This window comes from Streptomyces sp. cg36 (genome assembly GCF_041080675.1).
Lineage (GTDB): Bacteria > Actinomycetota > Actinomycetes > Streptomycetales > Streptomycetaceae > Streptomyces.
Genome location: NZ_CP163520.1, coordinates 7,389,407 through 7,410,427 on the forward strand (window position 1 = coordinate 7,389,407; position 21,021 = coordinate 7,410,427).

22 protein-coding genes are annotated in these 21,021 nt (G+C 72.6%); 14 read left to right on the forward strand and 8 right to left on the reverse strand.

Going from position 1 to position 21,021, the window contains the following annotated elements; translation table 11 throughout:
* The first annotated feature begins 43 nt into the window (after positions 1-43).
* Both AB5J87_RS32625 and AB5J87_RS32630 read left to right on the forward strand, forming a co-directional pair.
* A complete protein-coding gene (locus AB5J87_RS32625) occupies positions 44-1,138 on the forward strand; it encodes an acetyl-CoA carboxylase biotin carboxylase subunit family protein (RefSeq protein WP_369382036.1) in 1,095 nt (364 codons plus the stop codon).
* Positions 1,139-1,253: 115 nt separating this feature from the next.
* The gene (locus AB5J87_RS32630; RefSeq protein ID WP_369382038.1) at positions 1,254-1,784 is read left to right on the forward strand and encodes a GNAT family N-acetyltransferase; all 531 of its coding nucleotides are present in this window, start codon (positions 1,254-1,256) and stop codon (positions 1,782-1,784) included.
* 61 nt (positions 1,785-1,845) lie between these two features.
* Here the strand turns inward: AB5J87_RS32630 and AB5J87_RS32635 are convergent, their stop codons facing one another.
* From AB5J87_RS32635 to AB5J87_RS32645, 3 genes are all read right to left on the reverse strand, one after another.
* Positions 1,846-2,715: an alpha/beta fold hydrolase gene (locus tag AB5J87_RS32635; RefSeq protein WP_369382040.1), complete on the reverse strand. Its 870-nt coding sequence runs from the start codon at positions 2,713-2,715 to the stop codon at positions 1,846-1,848.
* Between the two features lie 111 nt (positions 2,716-2,826).
* Positions 2,827-3,288: a hypothetical protein gene (locus AB5J87_RS32640; RefSeq protein ID WP_369382042.1), complete on the reverse strand. Its 462-nt coding sequence runs from the start codon at positions 3,286-3,288 to the stop codon at positions 2,827-2,829.
* A gap of 253 nt (positions 3,289-3,541) precedes the next feature.
* Positions 3,542-3,907 carry a winged helix-turn-helix transcriptional regulator gene (locus tag AB5J87_RS32645; protein WP_369382045.1) on the reverse strand — a complete coding sequence of 122 codons (366 nt, stop codon included), beginning with the start codon at positions 3,905-3,907 and terminating at the stop codon, positions 3,542-3,544.
* 170 nt (positions 3,908-4,077) lie between these two features.
* Here AB5J87_RS32645 and AB5J87_RS32650 point away from each other — a divergent pair, with 170 nt between their 5' ends.
* The 6 genes from AB5J87_RS32650 (at position 4,078) to AB5J87_RS32675 (ending at position 11,289) form a co-directional block, all read left to right on the forward strand.
* Positions 4,078-5,052 (forward strand): NADP-dependent oxidoreductase, encoded by a 975-nt coding sequence (locus AB5J87_RS32650; protein ID WP_369382048.1) that lies wholly within the window; start codon positions 4,078-4,080, stop codon positions 5,050-5,052.
* Between the two features lie 398 nt (positions 5,053-5,450).
* Entirely contained in the window at positions 5,451-7,418 is a 1,968-nt protein-coding gene (locus AB5J87_RS32655; protein ID WP_369382050.1) for an FAD/NAD(P)-binding protein, read from the forward strand.
* Positions 7,415-8,836, forward strand: a complete 1,422-nt coding sequence (locus AB5J87_RS32660; protein ID WP_369382053.1) for a lyase family protein — start codon at positions 7,415-7,417, stop codon at positions 8,834-8,836. Before AB5J87_RS32655 ends, AB5J87_RS32660 begins: the two co-directional genes overlap by 4 nt.
* A 183-nt stretch (positions 8,837-9,019) precedes the next feature.
* Entirely contained in the window at positions 9,020-9,769 is a 750-nt protein-coding gene (locus AB5J87_RS32665; protein ID WP_369382055.1) for a dienelactone hydrolase family protein, read from the forward strand.
* Between the two features lie 210 nt (positions 9,770-9,979).
* Positions 9,980-10,675, forward strand: coding sequence for a TMEM175 family protein (locus AB5J87_RS32670; RefSeq protein WP_369382058.1), 696 nt, complete (start codon positions 9,980-9,982; stop codon positions 10,673-10,675).
* An 8-nt stretch (positions 10,676-10,683) separates the two neighbouring features.
* Positions 10,684-11,289, forward strand: coding sequence for a phosphoribosylanthranilate isomerase (locus AB5J87_RS32675; protein ID WP_369382059.1), 606 nt, complete (start codon positions 10,684-10,686; stop codon positions 11,287-11,289).
* Between the two features lie 6 nt (positions 11,290-11,295).
* Here AB5J87_RS32675 and AB5J87_RS32680 read toward each other — a convergent pair whose 3' ends face one another.
* Positions 11,296-11,604 (reverse strand): putative quinol monooxygenase, encoded by a 309-nt coding sequence (locus AB5J87_RS32680; protein WP_369382061.1) that lies wholly within the window; start codon positions 11,602-11,604, stop codon positions 11,296-11,298.
* Positions 11,605-11,727: 123 nt separating this feature from the next.
* Here AB5J87_RS32680 and AB5J87_RS32685 point away from each other — a divergent pair, with 123 nt between their 5' ends.
* On the forward strand, positions 11,728-11,919 hold the full coding sequence (locus AB5J87_RS32685; RefSeq protein ID WP_369382063.1) for an antitoxin: 192 nt from the start codon (positions 11,728-11,730) through the stop codon (positions 11,917-11,919).
* Between the two features lie 71 nt (positions 11,920-11,990).
* Here AB5J87_RS32685 and gcvH read toward each other — a convergent pair whose 3' ends face one another.
* On the reverse strand, positions 11,991-12,374 hold the full coding sequence (gene gcvH, locus AB5J87_RS32690) for a glycine cleavage system protein GcvH (RefSeq protein ID WP_369382066.1): 384 nt from the start codon (positions 12,372-12,374) through the stop codon (positions 11,991-11,993).
* A gap of 271 nt (positions 12,375-12,645) precedes the next feature.
* Positions 12,646-14,169 carry a glycosyl hydrolase family 18 protein gene (locus AB5J87_RS32695; RefSeq protein ID WP_369382068.1) on the reverse strand — a complete coding sequence of 508 codons (1,524 nt, stop codon included), beginning with the start codon at positions 14,167-14,169 and terminating at the stop codon, positions 12,646-12,648.
* Between the two features lie 377 nt (positions 14,170-14,546).
* Between AB5J87_RS32695 and AB5J87_RS32700 the strand changes: the two genes are divergently transcribed.
* The gene (locus AB5J87_RS32700) at positions 14,547-14,909 is read left to right on the forward strand and encodes a cupin domain-containing protein (protein WP_369382071.1); all 363 of its coding nucleotides are present in this window, start codon (positions 14,547-14,549) and stop codon (positions 14,907-14,909) included.
* A gap of 74 nt (positions 14,910-14,983) precedes the next feature.
* Here the strand turns inward: AB5J87_RS32700 and AB5J87_RS32705 are convergent, their stop codons facing one another.
* Positions 14,984-15,481: an NUDIX domain-containing protein gene (locus tag AB5J87_RS32705; RefSeq protein WP_369382074.1), complete on the reverse strand. Its 498-nt coding sequence runs from the start codon at positions 15,479-15,481 to the stop codon at positions 14,984-14,986.
* Between the two features lie 144 nt (positions 15,482-15,625).
* Here AB5J87_RS32705 and AB5J87_RS32710 point away from each other — a divergent pair, with 144 nt between their 5' ends.
* Entirely contained in the window at positions 15,626-15,889 is a 264-nt protein-coding gene (locus AB5J87_RS32710; protein WP_369382077.1) for a UBP-type zinc finger domain-containing protein, read from the forward strand.
* 32 nt (positions 15,890-15,921) lie between these two features.
* Here the strand turns inward: AB5J87_RS32710 and AB5J87_RS32715 are convergent, their stop codons facing one another.
* Positions 15,922-16,305, reverse strand: a complete 384-nt coding sequence (locus AB5J87_RS32715) for a helix-turn-helix transcriptional regulator (RefSeq protein WP_369382079.1) — start codon at positions 16,303-16,305, stop codon at positions 15,922-15,924.
* 133 nt (positions 16,306-16,438) lie between these two features.
* Here AB5J87_RS32715 and AB5J87_RS32720 point away from each other — a divergent pair, with 133 nt between their 5' ends.
* The 3 genes from AB5J87_RS32720 (at position 16,439) to AB5J87_RS32730 (ending at position 20,813) form a co-directional block, all read left to right on the forward strand.
* Positions 16,439-16,849, forward strand: a complete 411-nt coding sequence (locus AB5J87_RS32720) for an STAS domain-containing protein (RefSeq protein ID WP_369382082.1) — start codon at positions 16,439-16,441, stop codon at positions 16,847-16,849.
* 70 nt (positions 16,850-16,919) lie between these two features.
* Positions 16,920-18,209: an MFS transporter gene (locus AB5J87_RS32725; RefSeq protein WP_369382083.1), complete on the forward strand. Its 1,290-nt coding sequence runs from the start codon at positions 16,920-16,922 to the stop codon at positions 18,207-18,209.
* A gap of 171 nt (positions 18,210-18,380) precedes the next feature.
* Positions 18,381-20,813 (forward strand): RICIN domain-containing protein, encoded by a 2,433-nt coding sequence (locus AB5J87_RS32730; RefSeq protein ID WP_369382086.1) that lies wholly within the window; start codon positions 18,381-18,383, stop codon positions 20,811-20,813.
* Positions 20,814-21,021 lie beyond the last annotated feature (208 nt).

Sequence of the window (21,021 nt, forward strand, 5' to 3'; positions counted from 1 at the left end):
AGTTGATATGCCTGCGGAAAGGATCTCGACGGAGGTAGTTGCCGTGACTGAGCATGTGCTGGTGTTCGGCGTCGGGTCCGACACACCGGCCCGGATGCGCGCGTTCGGCGAGCGGACCGGGCAGCGGGTCACCGCGTCCCTCATGTGCCGGCCGGAGCACCTCGCCGGGATCGTGGACATCGGTGCGTACGAGCGGATCGTCGTGGTGGGCCGCGACGCCTCGGACGAGGAGTGGATCGCGCTCGCCCGGTCCGTCCACACGGTCGATCCGGTCACCGGCATCGGCTCCTTCCACGACGACTGCCGGCCGCAGGCGGCGGTGGTGGCCCAGGTGCTCGGGCTCGACGCCTGCACCCCCGAGCTGGTCGAACTGCTCGGGGACGAGCACGCGACGCGGGAGCGGCTGATCCGGGCGGGCGTCGAGGACGCGGCGGCCGGGGAGGCGGAGTCCGTCGGGGGCCTCCCCGCGGGCGACCGGTATCGCGTCGCGGCCTTGTCGGAGCAGGGCGAGCACCAAGTGGTCGCCGTGGTACGGACGTACCTCGACCCCGTCGGCCGCGGAGAACTGGGCCATGCCGTGCCCGCACCCCTCGGGTCCACCGCGAGGGCCTCGGTGGAGCGGCGGGTGGTGGCGGCGCTGGAGGCGCTGGGCGTCGAGTGCGGGCCCACCCGTACCGAGGTCGTCCTCACCGGGGACGGGCCCCGGGTGCTCGCGGTGCGGCTGGGCGCCCACGGGGACGAACTCGGGGCGATGGTCACCGGCGCGACGGGAGTGGACCTCGTCGAGTCGCAGTTCCGCCAGGTCCTCGGCGAGAAGGTGCTGCCCGGCATCCGTGCGGTGCTCGACGCCCCCGGAAGTCCCGCGCGCGGCGAGGCCCTCTGGTTCGCGGGCGCGCGCGCCCGGGGCACGCTCGTCGAGGTGGCGGGCGCCGAAGGGGAGCGCCCGGACGCGGTGACGTTGCGCGTCGTGGGCGTGCCGGGAACCGATCTGGCGGGCTCGCGGGACGGGTTCGCCCGGCTGGCCTGGGCGCGGGCCCACGCGGCCACCGCCGAGGAGGCCGTCGCCCTGGCGCGCGAGGCCGTCGGGGGCCTCTCCTTCGTGATCCGATTCCCGGCGTCGCAGGGCGAGTTGCCCTGAGCGGGACCGTCCCGGGCGGTAGCGGGACCGGTCGACGCGGGTCCGCCCAATCGGTGAAATCCCGGTCGAAGAAATGATTTTGTGGTCGGTGTCGCCCGGTGGTATTCCACCGGTTATGGAATCTCTGGTGACACCCCGGCTCGTTCTCCACCCCATGGACGTGCGCGGGGCCAAGTCCCTCGCGTCGGGCACTCCGGCCGAGGGCGTGCTCTGGGCGGCGGGCTACCCCGCCGAGGCCGACCTCGGCGTGGCCCGGCGCTACCTCGAAACGTGTGAGCGGGCGGGCGATCCGCAGCCGTTCGGACCGTACGAGATCCGCCGCCGCGAGGACGGCCGGATCATCGGCGGCCTCGGCTTCCACGGCGAACCGGACCAGGAGGGCGCGGTCACCATCGGCTACGGCCTGGTCCCGGCGGCCCAGGGCCGGGGGTACGCCACCGAGGCGCTGCGCGCCCTGCTGCGGTTCGCCCGCGCCCAGGGCATCACCCGCGTCAATGGGGACGCGGACCACCAGAACATCGCCTCCCAGCGGGTGATGACCGCCGCGGGCATGCTGCCGGTGGGGGAGGACGAGCGGGTGAAGTACTTCGCGGTGGAGTGGCCGGACGCGGAGGCGGAGGAGGAGGGGAAGCCGGACGGGGAGTGAACTCCCGCCTCCGGAAAGGCCGCCCGGGCTCGGGCGTCGGGCACGCGGGTCCCGGTGTCGGCTACCCCGGTTCCGACGCCCGGCAGGCCGCGCCCCGCAGGAACGCCGCGACGGTTTCGCTGAAGGCGGCGGGGTCGTCGAGCCAGGGGAAGTGGCCCGCGTCCGGCTGGACGTGCAGTCGGGCATGCCGGAAGTACTTCACCACGTCGGCCGCCACCCGGGGCCGCGGCCCGCTGTCCCGTTCGCCCGCCAACAGCAGGACGGGCAGGTCGAGTTCGGCCAGGGCGGCGCGGGTCCTGGCCGGATCGAAGGCGCCGGGCGACGGATACAGGTCGGCGGCCTCCAGGTTGGTCTGGTCGAGGTCCGCCGCGGCGTGGGCCCGGGCCGTCGCGTCCCACCGCCCGTAGAAGAACGGGGCGACTGCGTCCCAGTCGGCGTCGGCGTCGGAGCCCGACCAGATCCGCTCGTAGGCGCTGTACGCGGAGGCGAACCACGGCTCGCCCGCGCGCAGCGCGGCGGCCTCCCTGCGGTGCTCCTCGGTGAAGTCGACGCCGAGGGCGCGGGCGCGGGCGGTGACCAGGGTGAGGCTGTTGACGCGGTGCGGGTGCCGGGCCGCGTGGAGCAGGGCGAGATCACCGGCGGCCGAGTGCGCGAGTATGTCGCAGCGCGCCAGGCCGAGGTGCTCGCGCAGGGCCTCGACGTCGGCGATCTGCCGGTCGCAGCGGTAGGTGGCCGGGTCGGCGGGGAGCGCGGAATCGCCGGTGCCGCGCAGGTCCAGCAGGATCAGCCGGCGGTGCTCGGCCAGCCCGCCGAGGTCGCCGAGGTAGGCGGAGGCGCGCATGGGGCCGCCGGGCAGGCAGATCAGCGGTTCGCCCCCACCGCGTACGTGGTAGGCGAGTCGGGTTCCGTCGGGCGCGTCAAACGTTTGCATGCCGGGATCCTCGGGCCACCGGGCCGCTCACGGCAAGCGGGTTGTCGTACCGGCGGGGCCGGGCCCGCGCGGGCCCGGCCCCGCCAGGAGCGGGTGGCTGGAGATGCGTGATCAGTGGTTGGTGCCGGACGCCCACACGGCGCGGCTGCCGTCGTAGACGACCACGTTGCCGTCGTCCTGCACGACCAGCCGCGAGCCGGGGCGTCCGGCGGTGTTGGAGGCCCACACCGGGCGGTTGGAACGGGTGTAGACGACGAAGTTGCCGTCCGTCTGCAGCCGGGCCTCCCAGCCCTGGCCGACGGTGTTGGAGGCCCAGCGGGCCCGGTTGAACTCGTCGTAGATGACCAGGTTGCCGTCGGACTGCATGATCAGCCGGGCCGTGTCGGAGCTCACCGACTGGTTGTGGCTCAGGGTGAACGGCGCGTACCGCGTCTGGTTGGAATCCACCCGCGCCGCCGCGGACTTGGCGGCGGCCGAGGGCGTGTGGTGCACGGGCGCCGCCGCGGCCTGGCCGACGAAGGCCATGGTGGCGAGGGTCGCGGTGGCGACAAGGGTGGTGACTCTCTTCCCCACGGGAAACTCCTTGGGTCAGGTAGTTCAGCCATCGGTGCCCCGATTGGGCACCGCCCTCGGACTGTCGCACCGAGGTGACACCGGAGGGTCCTCCTCCGCGTGCCGGTGACGGGTTTGGTATCACTCTTTGACCGGAAAAGTGACCACGCGGTGTCATGGGTGAAACAGGTATGCAATCCTTACACGAGTCACCCGAAAACAGGGCCGCCGACCTGGCGGGACGGCCGGTCCACTGCCCCGTGCGCGACCCCGTTCACCCTCCGGCGTACAACAGGTCCATGTTCCGTTCCGCCCACTCGCGCATACGGGCGAGCGGCTCGGCGGCGCTGCGGCCGAGGTCGGTGAGGGCGTACTCGACGTGCGGCGGCACGGCCGGGTAGACCGTCCGCGACACCAGGCCGGCTTCCTGGAGGCGCCGCAGCGTCTGGGTGAGCACCTTGGGGCTGATGCCCTGGAGTTCGCGCTGGAGCGCCCCGAAGCGCACCGGGCCGTCCTCCAGCGCGCCGATCGCCAGGGCACTCCACTTGTTGGCGAGCATGTCCAGCACATCGCGGCAGGGGCACAGGGCCGCGTAGACGTCATGCTTGTCGTGACGGCCGTCGCCGCAGTCCCTGCTCATTCCCCGGACCCTCCGTGTCATCGCTGAATCGCACGCCATCCATGGATTCAGCTGCGATGCTATCCAAAAGATAGTAGCTGTCCTTGCAGGTTACTACTACCTTTCCCGTAGCGTGACGGCATCGACCAGCCGTGCGGGGCGCACCCCGCCCCGCAACCGAGGAGCCCTTCATGTCCGAGGCCACCCCCACCATGCGCGCCGTCACCCAGACCGCCTTCGGCGGCCCCGAGGTGCTGCACCTCACACAGGTGCCGCGCCCCGTGCCACTGCCCACCGAGGTCCTGGTGCGGGTCGTGTCCGCCGGAGTGAACCCGGTGGACGTGAAGACCCGCGAGGGCGGCGGGATGGCGGGCGTCCTCGGTGAGCCGCCGTTCGTCCTCGGCTGGGACGTGTCCGGTGTGGTCGAGGAGGTCGGCTTCGGCGTCCACACCCTGTCCGTCGGTGACGAGGTGTACGGCATGCCGTGGTTCCCGCGCGAGGCGGGCGGCTACGCCGAGTACGTCACCGCCCCCGCGCGCCAGTTCGCCCGCAAGCCCGGGTCGCTGGGCCACGACGCCGCCGCGGCCGTCCCGCTGGCGGCGCTCACCGCCTGGCAGATCCTGGTGGACACCGCCGACGTGCGCCCCGGGCAGCGCGTCCTCGTCCACGCCGCGGCCGGTGGCGTCGGCCACTTCGCGGTGCAGTTCGCCAAGCACCTCGGCGCCCATGTCATCGCCACCGCCAGCGCGGGCAAGCACGACTGGCTGCGCGAGCTCGGCGCCGACGAGGTGATCGACTACACCACCGCCCGCTTCGAGGAGAAGCTGTCCGGGGTGGACGTCGTCGTCGACCTCGTCGGTGACGGCATCGACGACACCAGCACCCGCTCGCTCGCCGTGCTGCGCCCGGGCGGGCTGCTGGTCGCCGTCCCCTCCGGGGTGTCACCGGAGCTCGCCGAGCGGGCCGCCGGTGCGGGCGTGCGGGCCGTGCCCTACCTCGTCGAGCCGGACGGCACCGCCCTGGCGACGCTGGCCGGACTGATCGACGCCGGCGCGGTCAAGGTGGAGGTGGCCGGGGTGCTGCCGCTGGAGCGGGTCGCCGAGGCCCACCGCCAGGTCGCCTCCGGCCGCACCCGGGGCAAGATCGTGCTGCGCGTCGCCGAGTGATCCTGCTCGTTCCGGGCCACCGCCCGGCCGGGTCCGCGGTGCACAGCCGCCCCTGACCCCGTGATCCTCTCGCTGTGTGCCGCCCCGATGGGCGGCACACAGTCGTTTCCCGCCAACCCCCTCCTGGCGGCCCGGTCGCGTACGGCTCGAACAACGCCGGTGCGCTGTGCCGCAGTTGACCGGAGCTCTTGAAGCAATCGACCTCACAGTGGCTATCTTCCTGTTGTGAGGAGCGGCGACCGAACAGGAAACACCCGGTCCACCAGAACTCCGTATCAAGCGCTCGCGATCGGACCGGCCGCCGCCCCGCCGACATGCGCGCCGGTCCCCGCCCGGCGCACGGACGCCCCAGCGGTCCTTCACGGCCGCGCCCGGGCAGGAAGACAGGAGATGCTGGAATGAGGAGTGGCGTTACCAGGACGCTCTGCGTGATCGGCGCCGGACCGCGCGGACTCTCCGTGCTGGAGCGGCTGTGCGCCAACGAGCGTGCGCGGCCCAGCCATTCGGCGGTGACCGTGCACATCGTGGAACCGTGCGAGCCGGGCGCCGGCGCCGTGTGGCGCACCGACCAGTCCCGTCTCCTCCTGATGAACACGGTCGCGTCCCAGATCACCGTGCACACCGACGACAGCTCGTGCATCGAGGGGCCCGTCGAACCCGGCCCCACCCTGGAGGAGTGGGCGAGAGAGCTGATCGCCACGGGCGACCTGACCGCTCACGGCGAGCAGACCCTCGCCGAGGCCCGCGACCTGGGGCCCAACACCTATCCCACCCGCGCCTTCTACGGCAGCTATCTGAACGCGATGTTCCAGCGCGTCGTGCGGAACGCCCCCGCCCACGTCACCGTCGAGGTGCACCGCTCGCGCGCCGTCGCCCTCACCGACAGCCACGGCGAGGCCGACTGCGAGCAGGCCGTCGGCCTCTCCGACGGAACCTGGATCGGCGGTCTCGACGCCGTCGTCCTCGCCCAGGGCCACGTGCCGGTGCGGCCCACCGCCCACGAGGAGCGCACCGCCAGCCTCGCCCGGGTCCACGGATTACGCCATCTGCAGCCCGCCAACCCCGCCGACCTGGACCTGAGCGTCGTCAGGGCCGGGGAGCCGGTACTGCTGCGCGGACTCGGCCTCAACTTCTTCGACCACATGACGCTCCTCACCCAGGGCCGCGGCGGCTCCTTCGAGCGCGTCGACGGCGCCCTGGTGTACCGGCCCTCGGGCCAGGAGCCGAAGCTCTACGCCACCTCCCGCCGGGGCATCCCGTACCACGCGCGGGGCGAGAACGAGAAGGGCGCCTCGGAGCGCTACTACCCGCGGTTGCTCACCCCCGAGCACATCGACGCCCTGCGCAAGCGGGCCGACGGCGGCGAACGGATCGGTCTGCGCGACGAATTGTGGCCGCTGATCACCCGCGAGGTGGAGAGCGTCTACTACGGCACCTGGCTCACCGCCCACGGCCGCGACGCCGAGCGCGCCGACTTCGTCGACCGCTTCCTCGCCCGCGCGGACACCGCCGAGCGGGACGCGCTCGTGGACGCCGCCGGTGTCCCCGAGGCCGAGCGCTGGAGCTGGCGCCGGCTCCAGCGCCCGTACGACGGACACGACTTCCCCGACCGGGACGCGTTCCGCGGCTGGCTCCTGGACCATCTGCGCGCCGATGTGCGCGAGGCGCGGCTCGGCAACCTCAGCGGACCCCTCAAATCCGCCCTGGACGTGCTGCGCGACCTGCGCAACGAGATACGGCTCGCGGTCGACCACAGCGGCCTGTACGGCGACTCCCACCGCGACGAACTCGACCGCTGGTACACCCCGTTGAACGCCTTCCTCTCCATCGGCCCGCCCGCCTCCCGCATCGAGGAGATGATCGCGCTGATCGAGGCGGGCGTCCTCGAACTCACCGGCCCCGACACCGAGATCCGCATCGACACGGTCGGCCACGCCTTCGTCGCCCGGTCCACGTCCGTACCGGGCGAGCCGGTGCGGGCCCACATCCTCATCGAGGCCCGGCTGCCGGAGGCGGACCTGCGGCGCGCCGCCGATCCGCTGCTCCAGCACCTGCTCGCCACCGGGCAGGCCGTCAACCACCGGGTGCCCAACGCGGACGGACCCGCGTACGAGACCGGTGGGCTCGCCGTCGCCGAGCGCCCCTACCGGGTGCGGGACGCCCGGGGCCGGGCGCACCCCCGCCGGTTCGCCTACGGTGTGCCGACGGAGGCCGTCCACTGGGTCACCGCGGCCGGCATCCGGCCCGGCGTGGACTCGGTGACGCTGGCCGACTCGGACGCCATCGCCCGTGCCGTACTGGCGCTCGCGCCCCGGCCCGCCACCCCGGCCGCCGCCCCGGACCGACCGCAAGGAGCGCTCGTATGACCCGCCGCCCCGACAGCCTGCTCGACTCCGGGCTCCTCTCCCCGGTCCGCGCGGGCACCCCGGTGGAAGAGGCCGTGGGCGATCTCGCCTGGCTCCAGGCCATGCTCGACGCCGAGGCCGCGCTGGCCAGGGCGCAGGCCCGGCTCGGCACGCTGCCGGGCGCGGCGGCCGAGGTCATCACCGCCGAGGCCCGCGCCGACCATCTGGACCTGCGCGAACTGGCGCTGGCCGCGCGGGAGACCGCCAATCCGGTCGTCGGTCTCGTGCAGGCGTTCGGCCGCCGGGTGGCCTCGGTGGACCCGGCCGCCGCCCACTACGTGCACCGCGGATCCACCAGCCAGGACATCTTCGACACCGGCGCGATGCTGGTCGCCGGGCGCGCCCTGCGGCTGATGCGCGCCGACCTCGGCCGGGCCGCCGCCGCGCTCGCCACCCTCGCCGAGCAGCACCGCGACACCGCGATGGCGGGCCGCACCCTGGCCCTGCACGCCGTACCCACCACCTTCGGGCTGAAGGCGGCGGGCTGGCGCAAGCTCCTCCTCGACGCCGACGCGCGCCTGGAGCGGATCCTGGACGGCGGGCTGCCGGTCTCGCTCGGCGGGGCCGCCGGCACGCTCGCGGGATACCTGGAGTACGCGCGCCTCGACGCCGAAGGCCCCCTGGACCCGGCCGCCTACACCGTACGGCTCGTCGAGACCTTCGCCGAGGAGACCGGGCTCGCCGCCGCCGACCTGCCCTGGCACACCCTGCGCACCCCCGTCGCGGACCTGGCCGGGGCCCTCGCCTTCACGGCCGCCGCCCTCGGGAAGATCGCGGTGGACGTGCAGTCGCTGACCCGTACGGAGGTCGGCGAGGTGGCCGAGCCCGCGGTGAGCGGACGCGGCAGCTCCTCGGCCATGCCGCACAAGCGCAACCCGGTCCTGGCGACCCTGCTGCGCAGCGCCGCCCTCCAAGTCCCGGTCCTGGCCGCGGGCGTCACCCAGTGCATGCTCACCGAGGACGAGCGTTCGGCGGGCGCCTGGCACGCGGAGTGGCAGCTGCTGCGCGAGTGCCTGCGGCTGACCGGCGGCGCCACCCACACCCTCGTCGAACTCGCCGAAGGACTCGAAGTGCGGCCCGAGCGCATGACCGCCAACCTGGCGCTCACCGGCGGTCAGATCGTCTCCGAGCGGATCGCCGCCGTCCTCGCGCCCCGGCTCGGCAAGGCCGAGGCCAAGCAGGCCCTCACCCGCGCCTCCCACACGGCCCAGCACACCGGCCGCACCCTGGGCGAGGTCCTGGCCGACTCGGCCGAGCTGCGCGACCACTTCGAAGCCGGGGAGCTGGCGGAACTGTGCGATCCGGCGCGCTACACCGGCGCGGCGGCGGCGCTGGTCGACCGCGCCCTGGGCAACGAAGCCCGCCCAAAGGCTTCCTGACCCCTCGCCACCCGACCCCCGATCGCCCCTTCCTGATCCAGGACGTCCCGATCCACCTCTCCGCCCCACCCGGCACCTGACCAAGTGCGGCGGGAACGAGCCGATGCGATCTTCGATCCCGGGGGACTGTGGCAGGGTTGCCGAGGTTGCCCCACCACAAGTGAACGACATGGAGAGACGGTCATGACCACTGTGCTCGGAACTTCCCTGGACATCCCCACGCAGGACGGCACCGCCGACGCCTATCTGGTGCACCCCGACGACAACCGGCCGCACCCCGGCGTCCTCTTCTACATGGACGCCTTCGGGCTCCGCCCCCACCTGCGGGCGATGGCCGATCGGATAGCGGCAGCCGGTTACACCGTCCTCGTCCCGAACGTCTTCTACCGCACCGGGCGGGCGCCGATCATGGAGCTGCCCGAGTTCATCGACCCGTCCCAGCGCCCGGACATCTTCGAGACGCTCGGCCCGCTCATCTTCGCCCACACCTCCGAGCTCGTGGTGCGGGACGCCGAGTCCTACCTCACCTGGCTCGCCGAGTCCCCGCTGGTCGCCGACGGGCCCGTCGGCGTCACCGGCTACTGCATGGGGGCGGGCCTGTCCCTGCGCACCGCGGGCACCTTCCCCGACCGGGTCGCGGCGGCGGCCGGTTTCCACGGCGGCCGACTGGCGACCGACGCCCCGGACAGCCCGCACCTGCTCGCCGGGGACATCAAGGCGGAGCTGTATTTCGGCCACGCCGACAACGACATGCCCGCGGCCGAGATCGACCGTCTGGACAAGGCCCTCACCGAGGCCGGGGTGCGCCACCGCACCGAGGTCTACGAGGGCGCGCCGCACGGTTACACGCAGGCCGACACCGCCGCGTACGACGCGGCCGGGGACGCCCGCCACTGGGACGCGCTCCTGGACCTGCTCAACCGCGCGCTCTGACACACGGGTGGCGGCGGCCCGCGGTCCCGGCCGGGGCGCGGGCCGCTCGCCCCTCACCGGGCCGCTCGTCGGCACGGCTGGAATTCGACCGCGCGGGCGGTCATGATCGGCCAAGTCACCGGTTCCCGCGGGGGGTTTGCGCCGCTCGCGGGACCGACCCGCCGGGCAGGGACGCTTCCCGCCCGGAGCCGATCCGCGGGAGTACCCACCATGTCCAGCCAGGTGCCGATGGAGCCGATCAGCCCGGCCCGCCTGCAAGCCCTCAGCGACGGCATCATCGCGATCGCCGCCACGCTGCTGATCCTCGAAGTGAAACCGCCCGCCGCCGACGAAGCGGTGTGGTCGGGACTGTGGCACGAGTGGCCCTCCCTGGCGGCCTACGGGGTGACGTTCCTGATCATCGGGATCGCCTGGATCCACCACCACAACCTCTTCCACCAGGTGCGCCGGGTGGACCGGAGCCTGCTGTTCCTCAACATCGGCATGCTGGCCACCGTCTCGTTCCTGCCGCTGCCGACCGCCACCCTCGGCAACCACCTGCGCGGCGACGACGCGGGCCCGGCGGCCGTCTTCTACGCGCTGTCGATGCTGGCGGCGTCCGTGTGGTTCACCCTCTTCTGGCACCACCTGTGCCGCCACCCCGAGCTGCTGCGCCCCGAGGCGCGCGACCAGGCCCGCTCGGCCCGGCGGCGCTCCCTGCTCGGCCCGGTGGGATACACGGTGGCCGCGGCCATCGCCGCCGTGAGCCCGGTCGGTTCGCTGACCGTCAGCGCGGCCCTGGTCCTCTACTTCATCACGGGCCGCCGCGCGCCCACCGCCCGTACCCACCTCGCGCAGGGTCCGGCCGGGCGGTCCGCCGATTCCGCAGGAGCAGGCGATTCCGCAGACGCGGGGCGGTTTGATTGACTGGCGCCATGAGCGATCTCTTCGTCAAGATCTGCGGTCTGCGGACCGAGCGGGACGTCGACGTGGCCGTGGCGGCCGGGGCCGACGCCGTGGGCTTCGTCTTCGCGGTCAGCCCGCGCACGGTCGACACCGACACCGCCCGGCGTCTGGCGCTGCGCGTGCCCGAGCACGTCCTGACCGTCGGTGTCTTCCGAGGCCAGCACCTGGCGGAGGTGGAGCGCCTGACGGGGGAGAGCGGCATCCGCGCCGTACAGCTGCACGGGGACGAGGGACCGGAGTACTACGAGACCCTGCGGGCCCCCGGCCGTACCCTGATCCGCGCCACCGCCACCGCAGCCGGGCAGGCGCCCCGCTGCGGCGAGCTCGGCGAGGACCTGCTGCTGCTCGACGCGCCCGACCCCGGCTCGGGCAAGCCGTGGAACTGGGCCTCGCCCGACTTCACCGCCCCCACCGGCCGCTGGCTCCTCGCGGGCGGACTGCACCCCGGCAACGTCCAGCGGGCCGTCAGCGCCACCGGCGCCTGGGGCGTCGACGTCTCCAGCGGTGTCGAGGCCGAACGCGGAGTGAAGTCACCCGAGCTGATCCGTGCGTTCATCGAGGCGGCCCGGGCGTAGCCGGAGCTAGGGAAGCACACCCTTGAGGGGGTCGCCGGCCGGCACGGCGTCGAGCACCCACACGTCGGCGGGGGCGCCGAGGAGCCCCTGCACACGTGCCCGGGTGCGCGCGAAGTTCTCGGTCGCCGAGTGGACCTTGAGGTCCTCGTCGGTGGTCCAGCGCTCCACGACGAAGATCGACGTCTGGTCGGTGTGCAGGGCGAAGAGTTCGCAGCCCGGCTCCTGGTGGACGAGCGGGACGGCCTCGGCGTAGATCTCCAGGACCTCCTGGAGATGGCCGGGCTTGGGGTGGACACGGGCGATGACGACGGGCATGGGACGACTCCTTCGGGATCTTCCCGACCCTATCGCCGGTGGCCCCGCCCCTCCCGCCCGGATGCGGAGTGGACGCGGATGGGGTGATCCTGGAGGCCGGGGGCTGTTCTAGGAGGACACGACATGTCCGTTATGGACAAACTCAAGCAAATGCTCAAGGGCCATGAAGAGCAGGCGGGCAAGGGCATCGACAAGGCCGGCGACTTCGTCGACGAGAAGACGCAGGGCAAGTACAGCAGCCAGGTGGACACCGCCCAGGAGAAGCTCAAGGAGCAACTGGGAGGGGACCCGGGCCAGGACAGCCCGCGCATGTGACACCCCGCCGCGTCCCGGGACCCGGCCCCTGCCGGGCCCCGGGACGAGGGGTGTCCTCGGCGGCGGCCGGATCAGGCGCCCGTCGCCGCCCGGTACTCCTCGGCGCTGAGCAGCTCCTCGGTGGGCCCGCCCGCCGACGCGGCGACCTTGAACAGCCAGGTGCCGTACGGGTCGGTGTTGACCGTGCCGGGTGCCGCGACGGCCTCCTCGTTGGTCGCGACGATCTCACCGCTGAAGGGCGAGTAGATGTCGTTGGCGGCCTTCACCGACTCCACGACGCCGACCGCCTCCTTGGCGGCGACGGTTCTCCCCTGCTCGGGCAGGTCGAGGATCTCGATGTCGCCCAGGGCCTGGCGGGCGTAGTCGGTGAGGCCCACCGCCATCACGCCGTCGCCCTCGTCGCGGACCCACTCGTGGAACAGGGTGTACTGCAGGTCATCGGGCAGGTTGGCCATGCTCGGGTCTCCATTCGGCACGCACGTGCGGGCGGATCGTCCGGGGCGGACGATCACGAAAGAAGCTTGCCTGTACGGCAGTTGGTGGGAGACGTTTTTCGGCCAGAACGCGGTGTCCGGGTGGGGCGTCGGGCCGTACGAGAAGGTGTCCGGGAGGTAAACGGCCGCTGCCGGGCACGAGTTGCCGTGCCCGGCAGCGCCTTCGACCGGGGTGAGCCGGCCGCTCAGTCGCTCACCGGACCAGTCGCCCGGTGGCGGGGTGTGCGCGGACTCAGCAGGCGCCGAGGTCCTGCCACACGCCCCACTCGCCGGTGGTGCCGGGCTCCTCGCCCAGCGTCCACCACTTCGCCTTCCAGGTGTGACCCTTGTGCGAGACCTGCTGGCCGCCGGTGTAGACGGTGCCGGAGGCCCACGCCGGGGCCGTGCACTGGTGGCCGCTGCCACCGGTGACGGTGAGGGCGTAGGTCGCCGCGTGGCTGGCGGAGCTGCCCGTACCGGTGATGGTCAGGGTGTAGGTGCCCGACACGGTGGCCGAGGTGGTGGCCACGGTGAGGGTGGCGGAGCCGCCCGCGGTGACCGAGGACGGGCTGAGCGTGGCGGTGACGCCCGCCGGTGCCCCGGTGACGCTGAGGTTCACGGTCTGCGCCTGGCCGGCGGTGACCGCCGTCTTGACCGTGCTGGTGGCGGAGCCGCCCGCGGTGACCGAGCCGGAGGCGGGGGTGGCCGTCACCGAGAAGTCATTGGTGGGAGCCGTGGTGCCCGAGGTGAAGGGCTCGAAGATGTGGCTGAAGTCCCAGGTGTTCTGCTGGATGCCGGAGCAGTTGTCGGCCGCGGCGCCGCCGGGGCAGCTGCCGTTGTCGCGCTGGAGCGCCCAGAAGGAGAGGGTGTTGATGCCCTTGGAGACCGCCCAGTTGTACACCTGGGTGGCGTTGGCCAGCGAGAACGTCTCGGCCGGGCCGAAGTCGTCGACGCCCGGCATCTCGGTGACGCCGATCATTCCCCACAGCTGCGCGGAGGTCTTGGCCGGGTAGAGCCGCGCCAGCTGGTTGTACAGCCCCTGGGCCGCGGTCTGGGTGTCGTTGGCCATGTTGTGGGTGGCGTTGTCGTAGTAGTCGAACGTCATGATGTTCGCGACGTCGATGCGCGCGCCGTTGCTCACCGCGTTCTGGAGCACCGCCAGGCCGCTGGAGGCGAGGCCGGAGGTCGTGGTGGGCAGGGTGTACGAGATCTCGACCTTGCGGCCGTTGGCGGCGGCCCAGTCCTGGACCTGCTTGATCGCTTTGTTGCGCCGGTCGATGCCCGCGCTGTTGTCCAGCGAGTCGACCTCGATGTCCATGTCCAGCCGGCTGACGTCGTAGGTCGTGATGACCTTCTCGTACGCGGCGGCGATCTGGCTGACGTCGGTGCAGCTGTCGGCGATCTCGGTGCCGGTGGTGTCCGCGGTGTATCCGCCGAACGACGGGATGACGTCTCCGCCGTTGGCCTGGATCGCCTTGATGTCGCTGCCGAAGGTGCCCGACGCGATGGGCATGCCGCTGTCGCCGTTCCAGTACGGCGTGCACGACCCCTTGCTGGCGGTCTGGATGAAGGCCATGGTCAGGTGCTTCGCGCCGGACTGGGCGGCCAGGGCGGCGGGGCTCTCGCCGGTCCATGCCTCGAAGTAGGGGGCGAAGACGTGGGCCGGCAGCGGCGTGGCGGCCTGGGCGGTGCCGCCGCCGATCACGGCCAGGCCCGCCGCGGTCACGGCGGTGACGGTCGCGGTGAGGACCGCGCGGAGGGAACGCATGCGTCTCATGTCCGTCCAAGTGGTGAGGGGAGTGTCCGGCAATTCCCGTGGGGCACAGCGGTGTTGGGTACTGGGATATCTCCGTGATCAGAGACATGTCAATGGACTGGACCAAAGCAGGACTAGACCAATTTAAGGGCCCGGGCCGCCATGCCGTTGTTCACCGGCCACGGCCCGCACTGGACCAATTCCGTACGCGTTCACGGGCGTCCGGTGTGCGCGAGGGGGTGCGGGACGGCGCCCGGTCGGCGCCGTGTGCCGGGGGCGCGTCCGGCGGGCCGGGGCGGGCTGTCACTCGAACGGCTCGCGCCGTTCGCAGCCCCCGGTCCTCGTGGCTACCGTCGAACCGGTGGATTTCGCCGCCACGGGTCGCCCAAGGTGCGCTCATGACCGGTCTCGTACGGAAGAGCTTCGATGCGCCGGAGGAGGTCCGCCCCTTCGAGGACGGCAAGGGGCGCCTGGAACTGCTGGACGCGGGCGCGGGGCAGGTCGGCCGTGCCACGTTCGAACCGGGCTGGCGCTGGTCCGAGCACGTGAAGCCGATCGCCAAGACCGACAGCTGCCAGGCCGCGCACGCCGGGTACGTCGTCTCCGGTCGGCTGAAGGTCGTCATGGACGACGGCCAGGACGAGGAGTTCGGCCCCGGCGACTACATGAACGCCGCCCCCGGCCACGACGCCTGGGTCGTCGGCGACGAGCCGTGCGTGATCATCGACTGGCTGGGCTACGGCGACTACGCGAAGCCGTAGCGTCCCCGCGCGCCCGATGTGCGACGGCGCCCCCTCCTGCCGGGGAGGGGGCGCCGTCACGCGTGCGGGACGCCTCAGCGCCGGCGGACCGTGGTGTTCGGGACGAACCCGAGATCCACCGGCTCCGCGGGCGGGCCCGACCGGCGCACGTCCGCGAGCAGTTCCGGCAGCTGCGGCGGCCACAGCGGCTCGGTGGCGCCGGACAGTTCGCCGGGCGACCACCAGCGCCCGCGCTGGATCCCGTCCCGCGCGTGGGCGTCGGCGAGGTCGCCGAAGGGGTCCCGGCGCGGGCCGGAGGCCAGGAAGACGTGCTCGCGCTGGCGTACGCGCACCCCGGCCCGGGTGAAGTCGTGCACCCACAGGCACAGCGTCGGCCCGGCCTCCACGTCCTTCCAGCCGGTCTCCTCGCACAGCTCGCGCTCGGCTCCCCGCCGGGGCGTCTCGTAGCAGTTCAGACCGCCGCCCGGCAACGCCCAGTGGACGCCGACCTCCTCGTTGTCGTACCGGAACATGAAGACCGAACCCGCCGGGTCCAGCACCGCGACGCGGGCCGCTGCTCTGGGTATGCGCATGGCGACACCTTGGCAGAGCGGCTGCCGGGGTGTCGACGAGAGGCCAAGTGGCGCGGTGCGCGCGGATGTGGGCATCCTGGTGGACGCCGTGGAGGGCGGCCCGGGAGCGGTCCTCCGGCCCAGACCGTCTTGTGGAGGCCCGCGATGACCGAGCCGTCCGACCCGCACCTGTCCCTGGTCCGCGACGTCACCCCCGGGACGCCGCAGGGCTGCGCGGACTGTCTGCGCGAGGGCACGCCGTGGGTGCATCTGCGGCTCTGCCTCACCTGCGGACACGTCGGCTGCTGCGACTCTTCTCCGCGGCGGCACGCCCGCGCGCACGCGGCCGACGCCGGCCATCCCGTCGTCCGCTCCTTCGAGCCGGGCGAGGAGTGGCGGTGGTGCTTCGTCCACGAGGCGCTGGTCTGACGCCCCCGCGACGCCCTCGGGATCGTCACGGCCTACTGGTCCGCGTCCGCCCTCTCCGCCGCCCGCGCCGGACGGGAGGGCTCGCTGAGCGGGACGCCGCGCTCCTGGTCGTGGTGGGCGAGGACGGAGAGGAGCGTCGCCACCGTGAGTCCGGCCTCGGCCTCGGCCGGATGGCGCAGGGGAGTCCCCGGTGCGATGCGGTAGGTGTTGGAGCGGCCCTGGCGGGTGTGGGAGAGGTAGCCGCCCTGCTCCAGATCGGAAATGATCTTCTGGACCGCGCGCTCGGTGAGCCGGCAGTGCGCCGCGAGATCGCGGATGCGCGCGTTGGCGTCGTCCGCGATGGCGGCGAGCACGCGTGCGTAATTGGTCAGGAACGTCCATCCGGCGTGCGGTTCGGGTACTCCAACTCCAGCCATGGGAACAGAGTATGACGCGCCTTTCGCGCATTCAAAAGGGTGAATAGGATTTCGTGTAACTCTTGACGGGTGACATCAGGCGCTCGAATCTGTAGGAGGCGGAACAGGGTCATGCCTCTCGGGAGCGGATGCCATGACGGAACGTGCCGATCACGCTCGGTACAGCGCCGGCGCGGGGTTCCCGCGGACCGGACCGGCTCGTACCGTCACCTTCTTCCCGCCCGCGAGGCTGCGGACCCGGACGGTGATCGACGGTGACCGGGTCCTCGTGACCGTCTTCGGTGACCTCGACCTGGACACGGAACAGGCGCTGCGGCGCACCCTGGCGACCGCGCTCGAACGCGGCCCCGGCGGCGTCGACCTCGATCTGAGCGAGGTCGGGTTCTGCGACTGCTCGGGCCTCAACGTCCTGCTGAGTGCCCGTCAGCAGGCCCTGGGGGACGGCAAGGCGATCGTGCTGTGCGCCGCCAGCGACGCGGTGGCACGGGTCCTCGAACTCAGCCGCACGCTTCCCCTGTTCGCCCCCGGCGCGCCCGAGGACTGAGCCCGCGCCCGTGCCCCGTACGCGGTTAATTCGCGGGCCCGTACACCTGTCTCCCCACTACCCTCCCCGCATGGCCGAACCCCGCACCGAGGAACCGATATCCGGACGCCCCCGATCCCTCTGGAGGGACCGTGACTTCGGTGTCTTCTGGACCGCCCAGACCCTCTCGGTGGTCGGCGACTCCTTCGCCCTGATCGCGCTGCCACTGTTGGTGCTGCACGCGACCGGCTCCGTCGCGCAGATGGGCCTGCTGACCGCCGTGGCCGGTGCGGCGGCGGTCGGCGCGGGCGTGTTCGCCGGAGTGGTGGTCGACCGGACGGACCGGCGGCGGCTGCTGATCGGCTGCGACCTGGCCCGCCTCGGTCTGTACGCGCTCATCCCGCTCGTCTGGGCCTTCGGCCCGCAGATCTGGCTCCTGTACGTCGTGCTGCCCCTGGCCGAGGCGGTCGGCATGCTCTTCTCGGTCGCCTACGTCACCGTCGTCAAGGGACTGGTCCCCGTGGACCGCCTCACCGAGGCCAACGGCAGGCTGAACGCGACGGCCGCGGCCGCCGGAGTCGTGGGCCCGATGCTGGCGGGGCTGGTCGCCGCCTGGTTCGGCCCGGCGGCGGCCGTGGGCGTGGACGCGGTGAGTTTCGGCGTCTCGGCCGTGTGTCTCGCCTTCGTGCGGTTCCGGGTCCGCGGCCAGGCGCCGGACGCGCCGGCGGGCGGGTCGGCCGCGGCCGTCGGCGGCTGGCGGGCCATGCGCCGGGAGATGGGCGCCGGGGCGACGTTCCTGTGGCGCCACCCCGTACTGCGCGGCCTGACCGCCCTGTTGTCGGTCTTCTGCTTCCTCACCCTCGGGCTCAACGACCTGATCATCTACCACCTCAAGCACGACCTCGGGCAGGGAGACGGCGCCGTCGGCACGGTCTTCGCCGTCGGGGCGCTGGGCACCGTCGCCGGAGCCCTGCTGGTGGCCCCCATCCGCCATCGGCTGGGCTTCGGCACGACATGGATCGGCGGCGTGGCGGTCTGCGGCCTCGCCCTGGCGGCCGTCGGCTCCGCCGGGTCGGTGGTGGGTGTCGCCGCGCTGGCGGCCGCCTTCCTCGGCTGTGGCAGCGTCTCCGGGACCTGCTCGATGTCCCTGCGCCAGGAAGTCACTCCGGACCATCTCCTCGGCCGGGTCACCTCCGTGTTCTGGACCATCCACTACTCGGCGGCCCCCGTGGGCGCGGCCGTCCTCACCTGGGCCGCGCAGAGGTACGGCACCGCCGCGGTCTGCCTGGTCGCCGGAGTCTGCTGCCTGCTCACGGCGCTGGTGGCCCTCTTCACCCCGGTACGCACGCCCCGCCCCGAACGGTCCGGCAGCCCGGCCTGACGGCGCGGGGCGGCGCGGGGCGGCGCGGTGACCCCGCGCCGGGACCCGATGCCCTCGGCCTTGACGGTTCGTCACGGCCTTCCTAGTGTTTGCTGCTGCTCAGTTGAGTTTGTTTGTGATCGAAAATGTGCGTGCATGTCATCATTTCCGTCCAGGGAGGGCCGCACCACGATGAGATCAATTCCCCGCGCCCTGCTCGCGGTTCTGCTCCTCTGCCTCTCGCTGACCGCCGTGCCGCAGGCGTCCGCCTCCGTACCGTCCGCCGCCCCGGCCGCCACCACCGCGATCACCGTGGACGGCACGTCCCCCGGCCGCACCTTCGACGGCGTGGGCGCGATCAGCGGAGGCGGCGGCAACACCCGGCTGCTGGCGGACTACCCCGAGCCACAGCGCGGCCAGATCCTCGACTACCTGTTCACGCCCGGATACGGCGCGGCCCTCCAGATCCTCAAGGTGGAGATCGGCGGCGACACCAACTCCACGGACGGCGCGGAGTCCTCGATCGAGCACACCCGCGGCACCGTCGACTGCGACAGCGGCTACGAGTGGTGGCTGATGGAGCAGGCCAAGGCCCGCAACCCCGGCATCAAGCTGGCCGCGCTGTCCTGGGGAGCGCCCGGCTGGATCGGCAACGGCAACTTCTGGTCCCAGGACACCATCGACTACCTCATGACCTGGCTGGGTTGCGCCCAGCGGCACCACCTCACCATCGACTACCTCGGCGGCTGGAACGAGCGCGGATACAACGCGGACTGGTACAAGAACCTCCACGCCACCCTCGCCGCCAAGGGGTACGCCACCAAGGTCGTCGGCGCCGACGACGGCTGGCAGATCGCGACCGCCATGCGCGCCGACAGCGCGCTCGACTCGGCCGTGGACATCGTCGGCGCGCACTACCCGTGCGGGTACATGTCCGCCATGACCAGCTGCTCGACCACCCCGGACGCCCTCGCCACCGGAAAGCAGCTGTGGGCGAGCGAGAACGGCTCCGAGGACGCGGCCACCGGCGCCGTGCCGATGGCCCGGGCCATCAACCGCGGCTACCTCGACGCCAGGATGACGGCGTACATCAACTGGCCCGTGGCCGCCGCGCTCTACCCCAACCTGTCGTTCAACAGCATGGGTCTGGTGACGGCCAACCAGCCCTGGTCGGGCGCGTACAGCGTGGACCGCAGCGCCTGGGCGACCGCGCAGACCACCCAGTTCACGGCCCCCGGCTGGAAGTACCTGGACACCGCCTCCGGCTACCTCGCGGGCAACCGGGCCAACGGCAGTTACGTGAGCTACGCCGCGCCCGGCAAGGCCGCCTGGTCCACCGTCTTCGAGACCATGGACGCGACCGCCGCCCAGACCGTCACCCTCAAGGTCGCGGGCGGTCTGCCGGCGGGCACCCCGCACGTCTGGTCCACCGACTTCTCCAGCGACAGCGCCACCGCCCACCTGGTGCCGGGACCCGACCTCACCGCGACCTCGGGCACGTACCAGCTCACCCTGCGGCCCGGCCGCATCTACACCGTCACCACCACGACTGGCCAGGGCGCGGGCACCGTCACCTCCCCGCAGCGCGCCCCGCTCGCCCTGCCCTACCGGGACACGCTGGCCGGCACGGGCACCGGGCGGGAGGCGCGCTACGCCGCCACCATGAACGGCGCCTTCGAAACCGCGCCGTGCGCGGGCGGACGCACCGGCCGCTGCCTGCGCCAGCAGGCACCCACCATCCCCATCCGCTGGACCGACGAGTCGTCGCCGCAGCCGTACACCCTGCTGGGAGACGTGAACTGGGGCAACTACACGGTCAGTTCGGACGCCCTGCTGGAGCGGTCCGGCGCGGTCGAACTGCTCGGCCGGGTCGGTACGCAAGGGCGCAACAACAACGGGCTCAACGCCTACCACCTGCGCGTCGCGGACACGGGCACCTGGTCACTGCTGCGCACCGACACCGCCTGGTCGTACACCACCCTCGCCGGGGGCACGGTGGCCGCGCCCGGGGTGAACACCTGGCACAACCTGGCCCTCGCCTTCGACGGCGCCACCATCACCGCCGCGCTCGACGGCACCACCCTCGCCACCGTCACCGACGACAGCTACGGCGCGGGCCAGGTCGGTCTCGGCACGGCGGGCCACTACGGGGCGCAGTTCGCCAACCTGAGCGTCACCCCCGGGCCGACGGCGCCGCTCGACGGTACGTACCAGCTGGTCAACGCACACAGCGGCCAGCTCCTCGACGCCTCCCAGCAGGGCACGTCCGACGGCACACCGCTCATCCAGTGGCCGGGCAACGGCGGCGCCAACCAGCGGTGGCGCCTCGCCGCCACCGGCGACGGCTACTACACCGTCACCGGCGTCGGCAGCGGGCGGAACGTGAACGTGCCCGACCGCAGTGTCGTCCCCGGCGTCCAGCTCGCCCTCAAGAGCGCCGACGGCGGCACCAACCAGCAGTGGCGCGTCACCCCCGGCGACCACGGCTGCTACACCCTGGAATCCCGTCTCGACGGCCACCTCATGGACGTCAGCGGGGCGTCGCCCACCATGGGCGCCCAGGTGATCCAGTGGCCGGCCAACGGCGGCGCCAATCAGTGCTGGAAGCTGGTCAAGACCGGCTGACGGCGCGCTCCACCCCTCACGGTCCGGGGCCCGAGCCGCGCGGCTCGCGCCCCGGACCGGCGGCGCGCGGCCCACCCGCCAGCGCCCCTCCCCGGTACGGCACGGCCCCGGTGCACGGCCGCACGTGTACCCCCACGGCGTCCTGGGCAACAGATGAGAGCGTCGGGACCGTGACCAGGGGAGGTGTCGCACACATGGCGATGGGTGA

Coding starts and splice junctions, on each gene's coding strand:
- AB5J87_RS32680 (WP_369382061.1), bottom strand. CDS start 11,604: ATGCCCGTCGTCATCGCCCGTGTCCACCCCAAGCCCGGCCATCTCCAG.
- AB5J87_RS32695 (WP_369382068.1), bottom strand. CDS start 14,169: ATGAGACGCATGCGTTCCCTCCGCGCGGTCCTCACCGCGACCGTCACC.
- AB5J87_RS32630 (WP_369382038.1), top strand. CDS start 1,254: ATGGAATCTCTGGTGACACCCCGGCTCGTTCTCCACCCCATGGACGTG.
- AB5J87_RS32730 (WP_369382086.1), top strand. CDS start 18,381: ATGAGATCAATTCCCCGCGCCCTGCTCGCGGTTCTGCTCCTCTGCCTC.
- AB5J87_RS32670 (WP_369382058.1), top strand. CDS start 9,980: ATGTCCAGCCAGGTGCCGATGGAGCCGATCAGCCCGGCCCGCCTGCAA.
- AB5J87_RS32720 (WP_369382082.1), top strand. CDS start 16,439: ATGACGGAACGTGCCGATCACGCTCGGTACAGCGCCGGCGCGGGGTTC.
- AB5J87_RS32700 (WP_369382071.1), top strand. CDS start 14,547: ATGACCGGTCTCGTACGGAAGAGCTTCGATGCGCCGGAGGAGGTCCGC.
- AB5J87_RS32635 (WP_369382040.1), bottom strand. CDS start 2,715: ATGCAAACGTTTGACGCGCCCGACGGAACCCGACTCGCCTACCACGTA.
- AB5J87_RS32660 (WP_369382053.1), top strand. CDS start 7,415: ATGACCCGCCGCCCCGACAGCCTGCTCGACTCCGGGCTCCTCTCCCCG.
- AB5J87_RS32675 (WP_369382059.1), top strand. CDS start 10,684: ATGAGCGATCTCTTCGTCAAGATCTGCGGTCTGCGGACCGAGCGGGAC.
- AB5J87_RS32665 (WP_369382055.1), top strand. CDS start 9,020: ATGACCACTGTGCTCGGAACTTCCCTGGACATCCCCACGCAGGACGGC.
- AB5J87_RS32685 (WP_369382063.1), top strand. CDS start 11,728: ATGTCCGTTATGGACAAACTCAAGCAAATGCTCAAGGGCCATGAAGAG.
- AB5J87_RS32725 (WP_369382083.1), top strand. CDS start 16,920: ATGGCCGAACCCCGCACCGAGGAACCGATATCCGGACGCCCCCGATCC.
- AB5J87_RS32655 (WP_369382050.1), top strand. CDS start 5,451: ATGAGGAGTGGCGTTACCAGGACGCTCTGCGTGATCGGCGCCGGACCG.
- AB5J87_RS32710 (WP_369382077.1), top strand. CDS start 15,626: ATGACCGAGCCGTCCGACCCGCACCTGTCCCTGGTCCGCGACGTCACC.
- AB5J87_RS32705 (WP_369382074.1), bottom strand. CDS start 15,481: ATGCGCATACCCAGAGCAGCGGCCCGCGTCGCGGTGCTGGACCCGGCG.
- AB5J87_RS32645 (WP_369382045.1), bottom strand. CDS start 3,907: ATGAGCAGGGACTGCGGCGACGGCCGTCACGACAAGCATGACGTCTAC.
- AB5J87_RS32715 (WP_369382079.1), bottom strand. CDS start 16,305: ATGGCTGGAGTTGGAGTACCCGAACCGCACGCCGGATGGACGTTCCTG.
- AB5J87_RS32650 (WP_369382048.1), top strand. CDS start 4,078: ATGTCCGAGGCCACCCCCACCATGCGCGCCGTCACCCAGACCGCCTTC.
- gcvH (WP_369382066.1), bottom strand. CDS start 12,374: ATGGCCAACCTGCCCGATGACCTGCAGTACACCCTGTTCCACGAGTGG.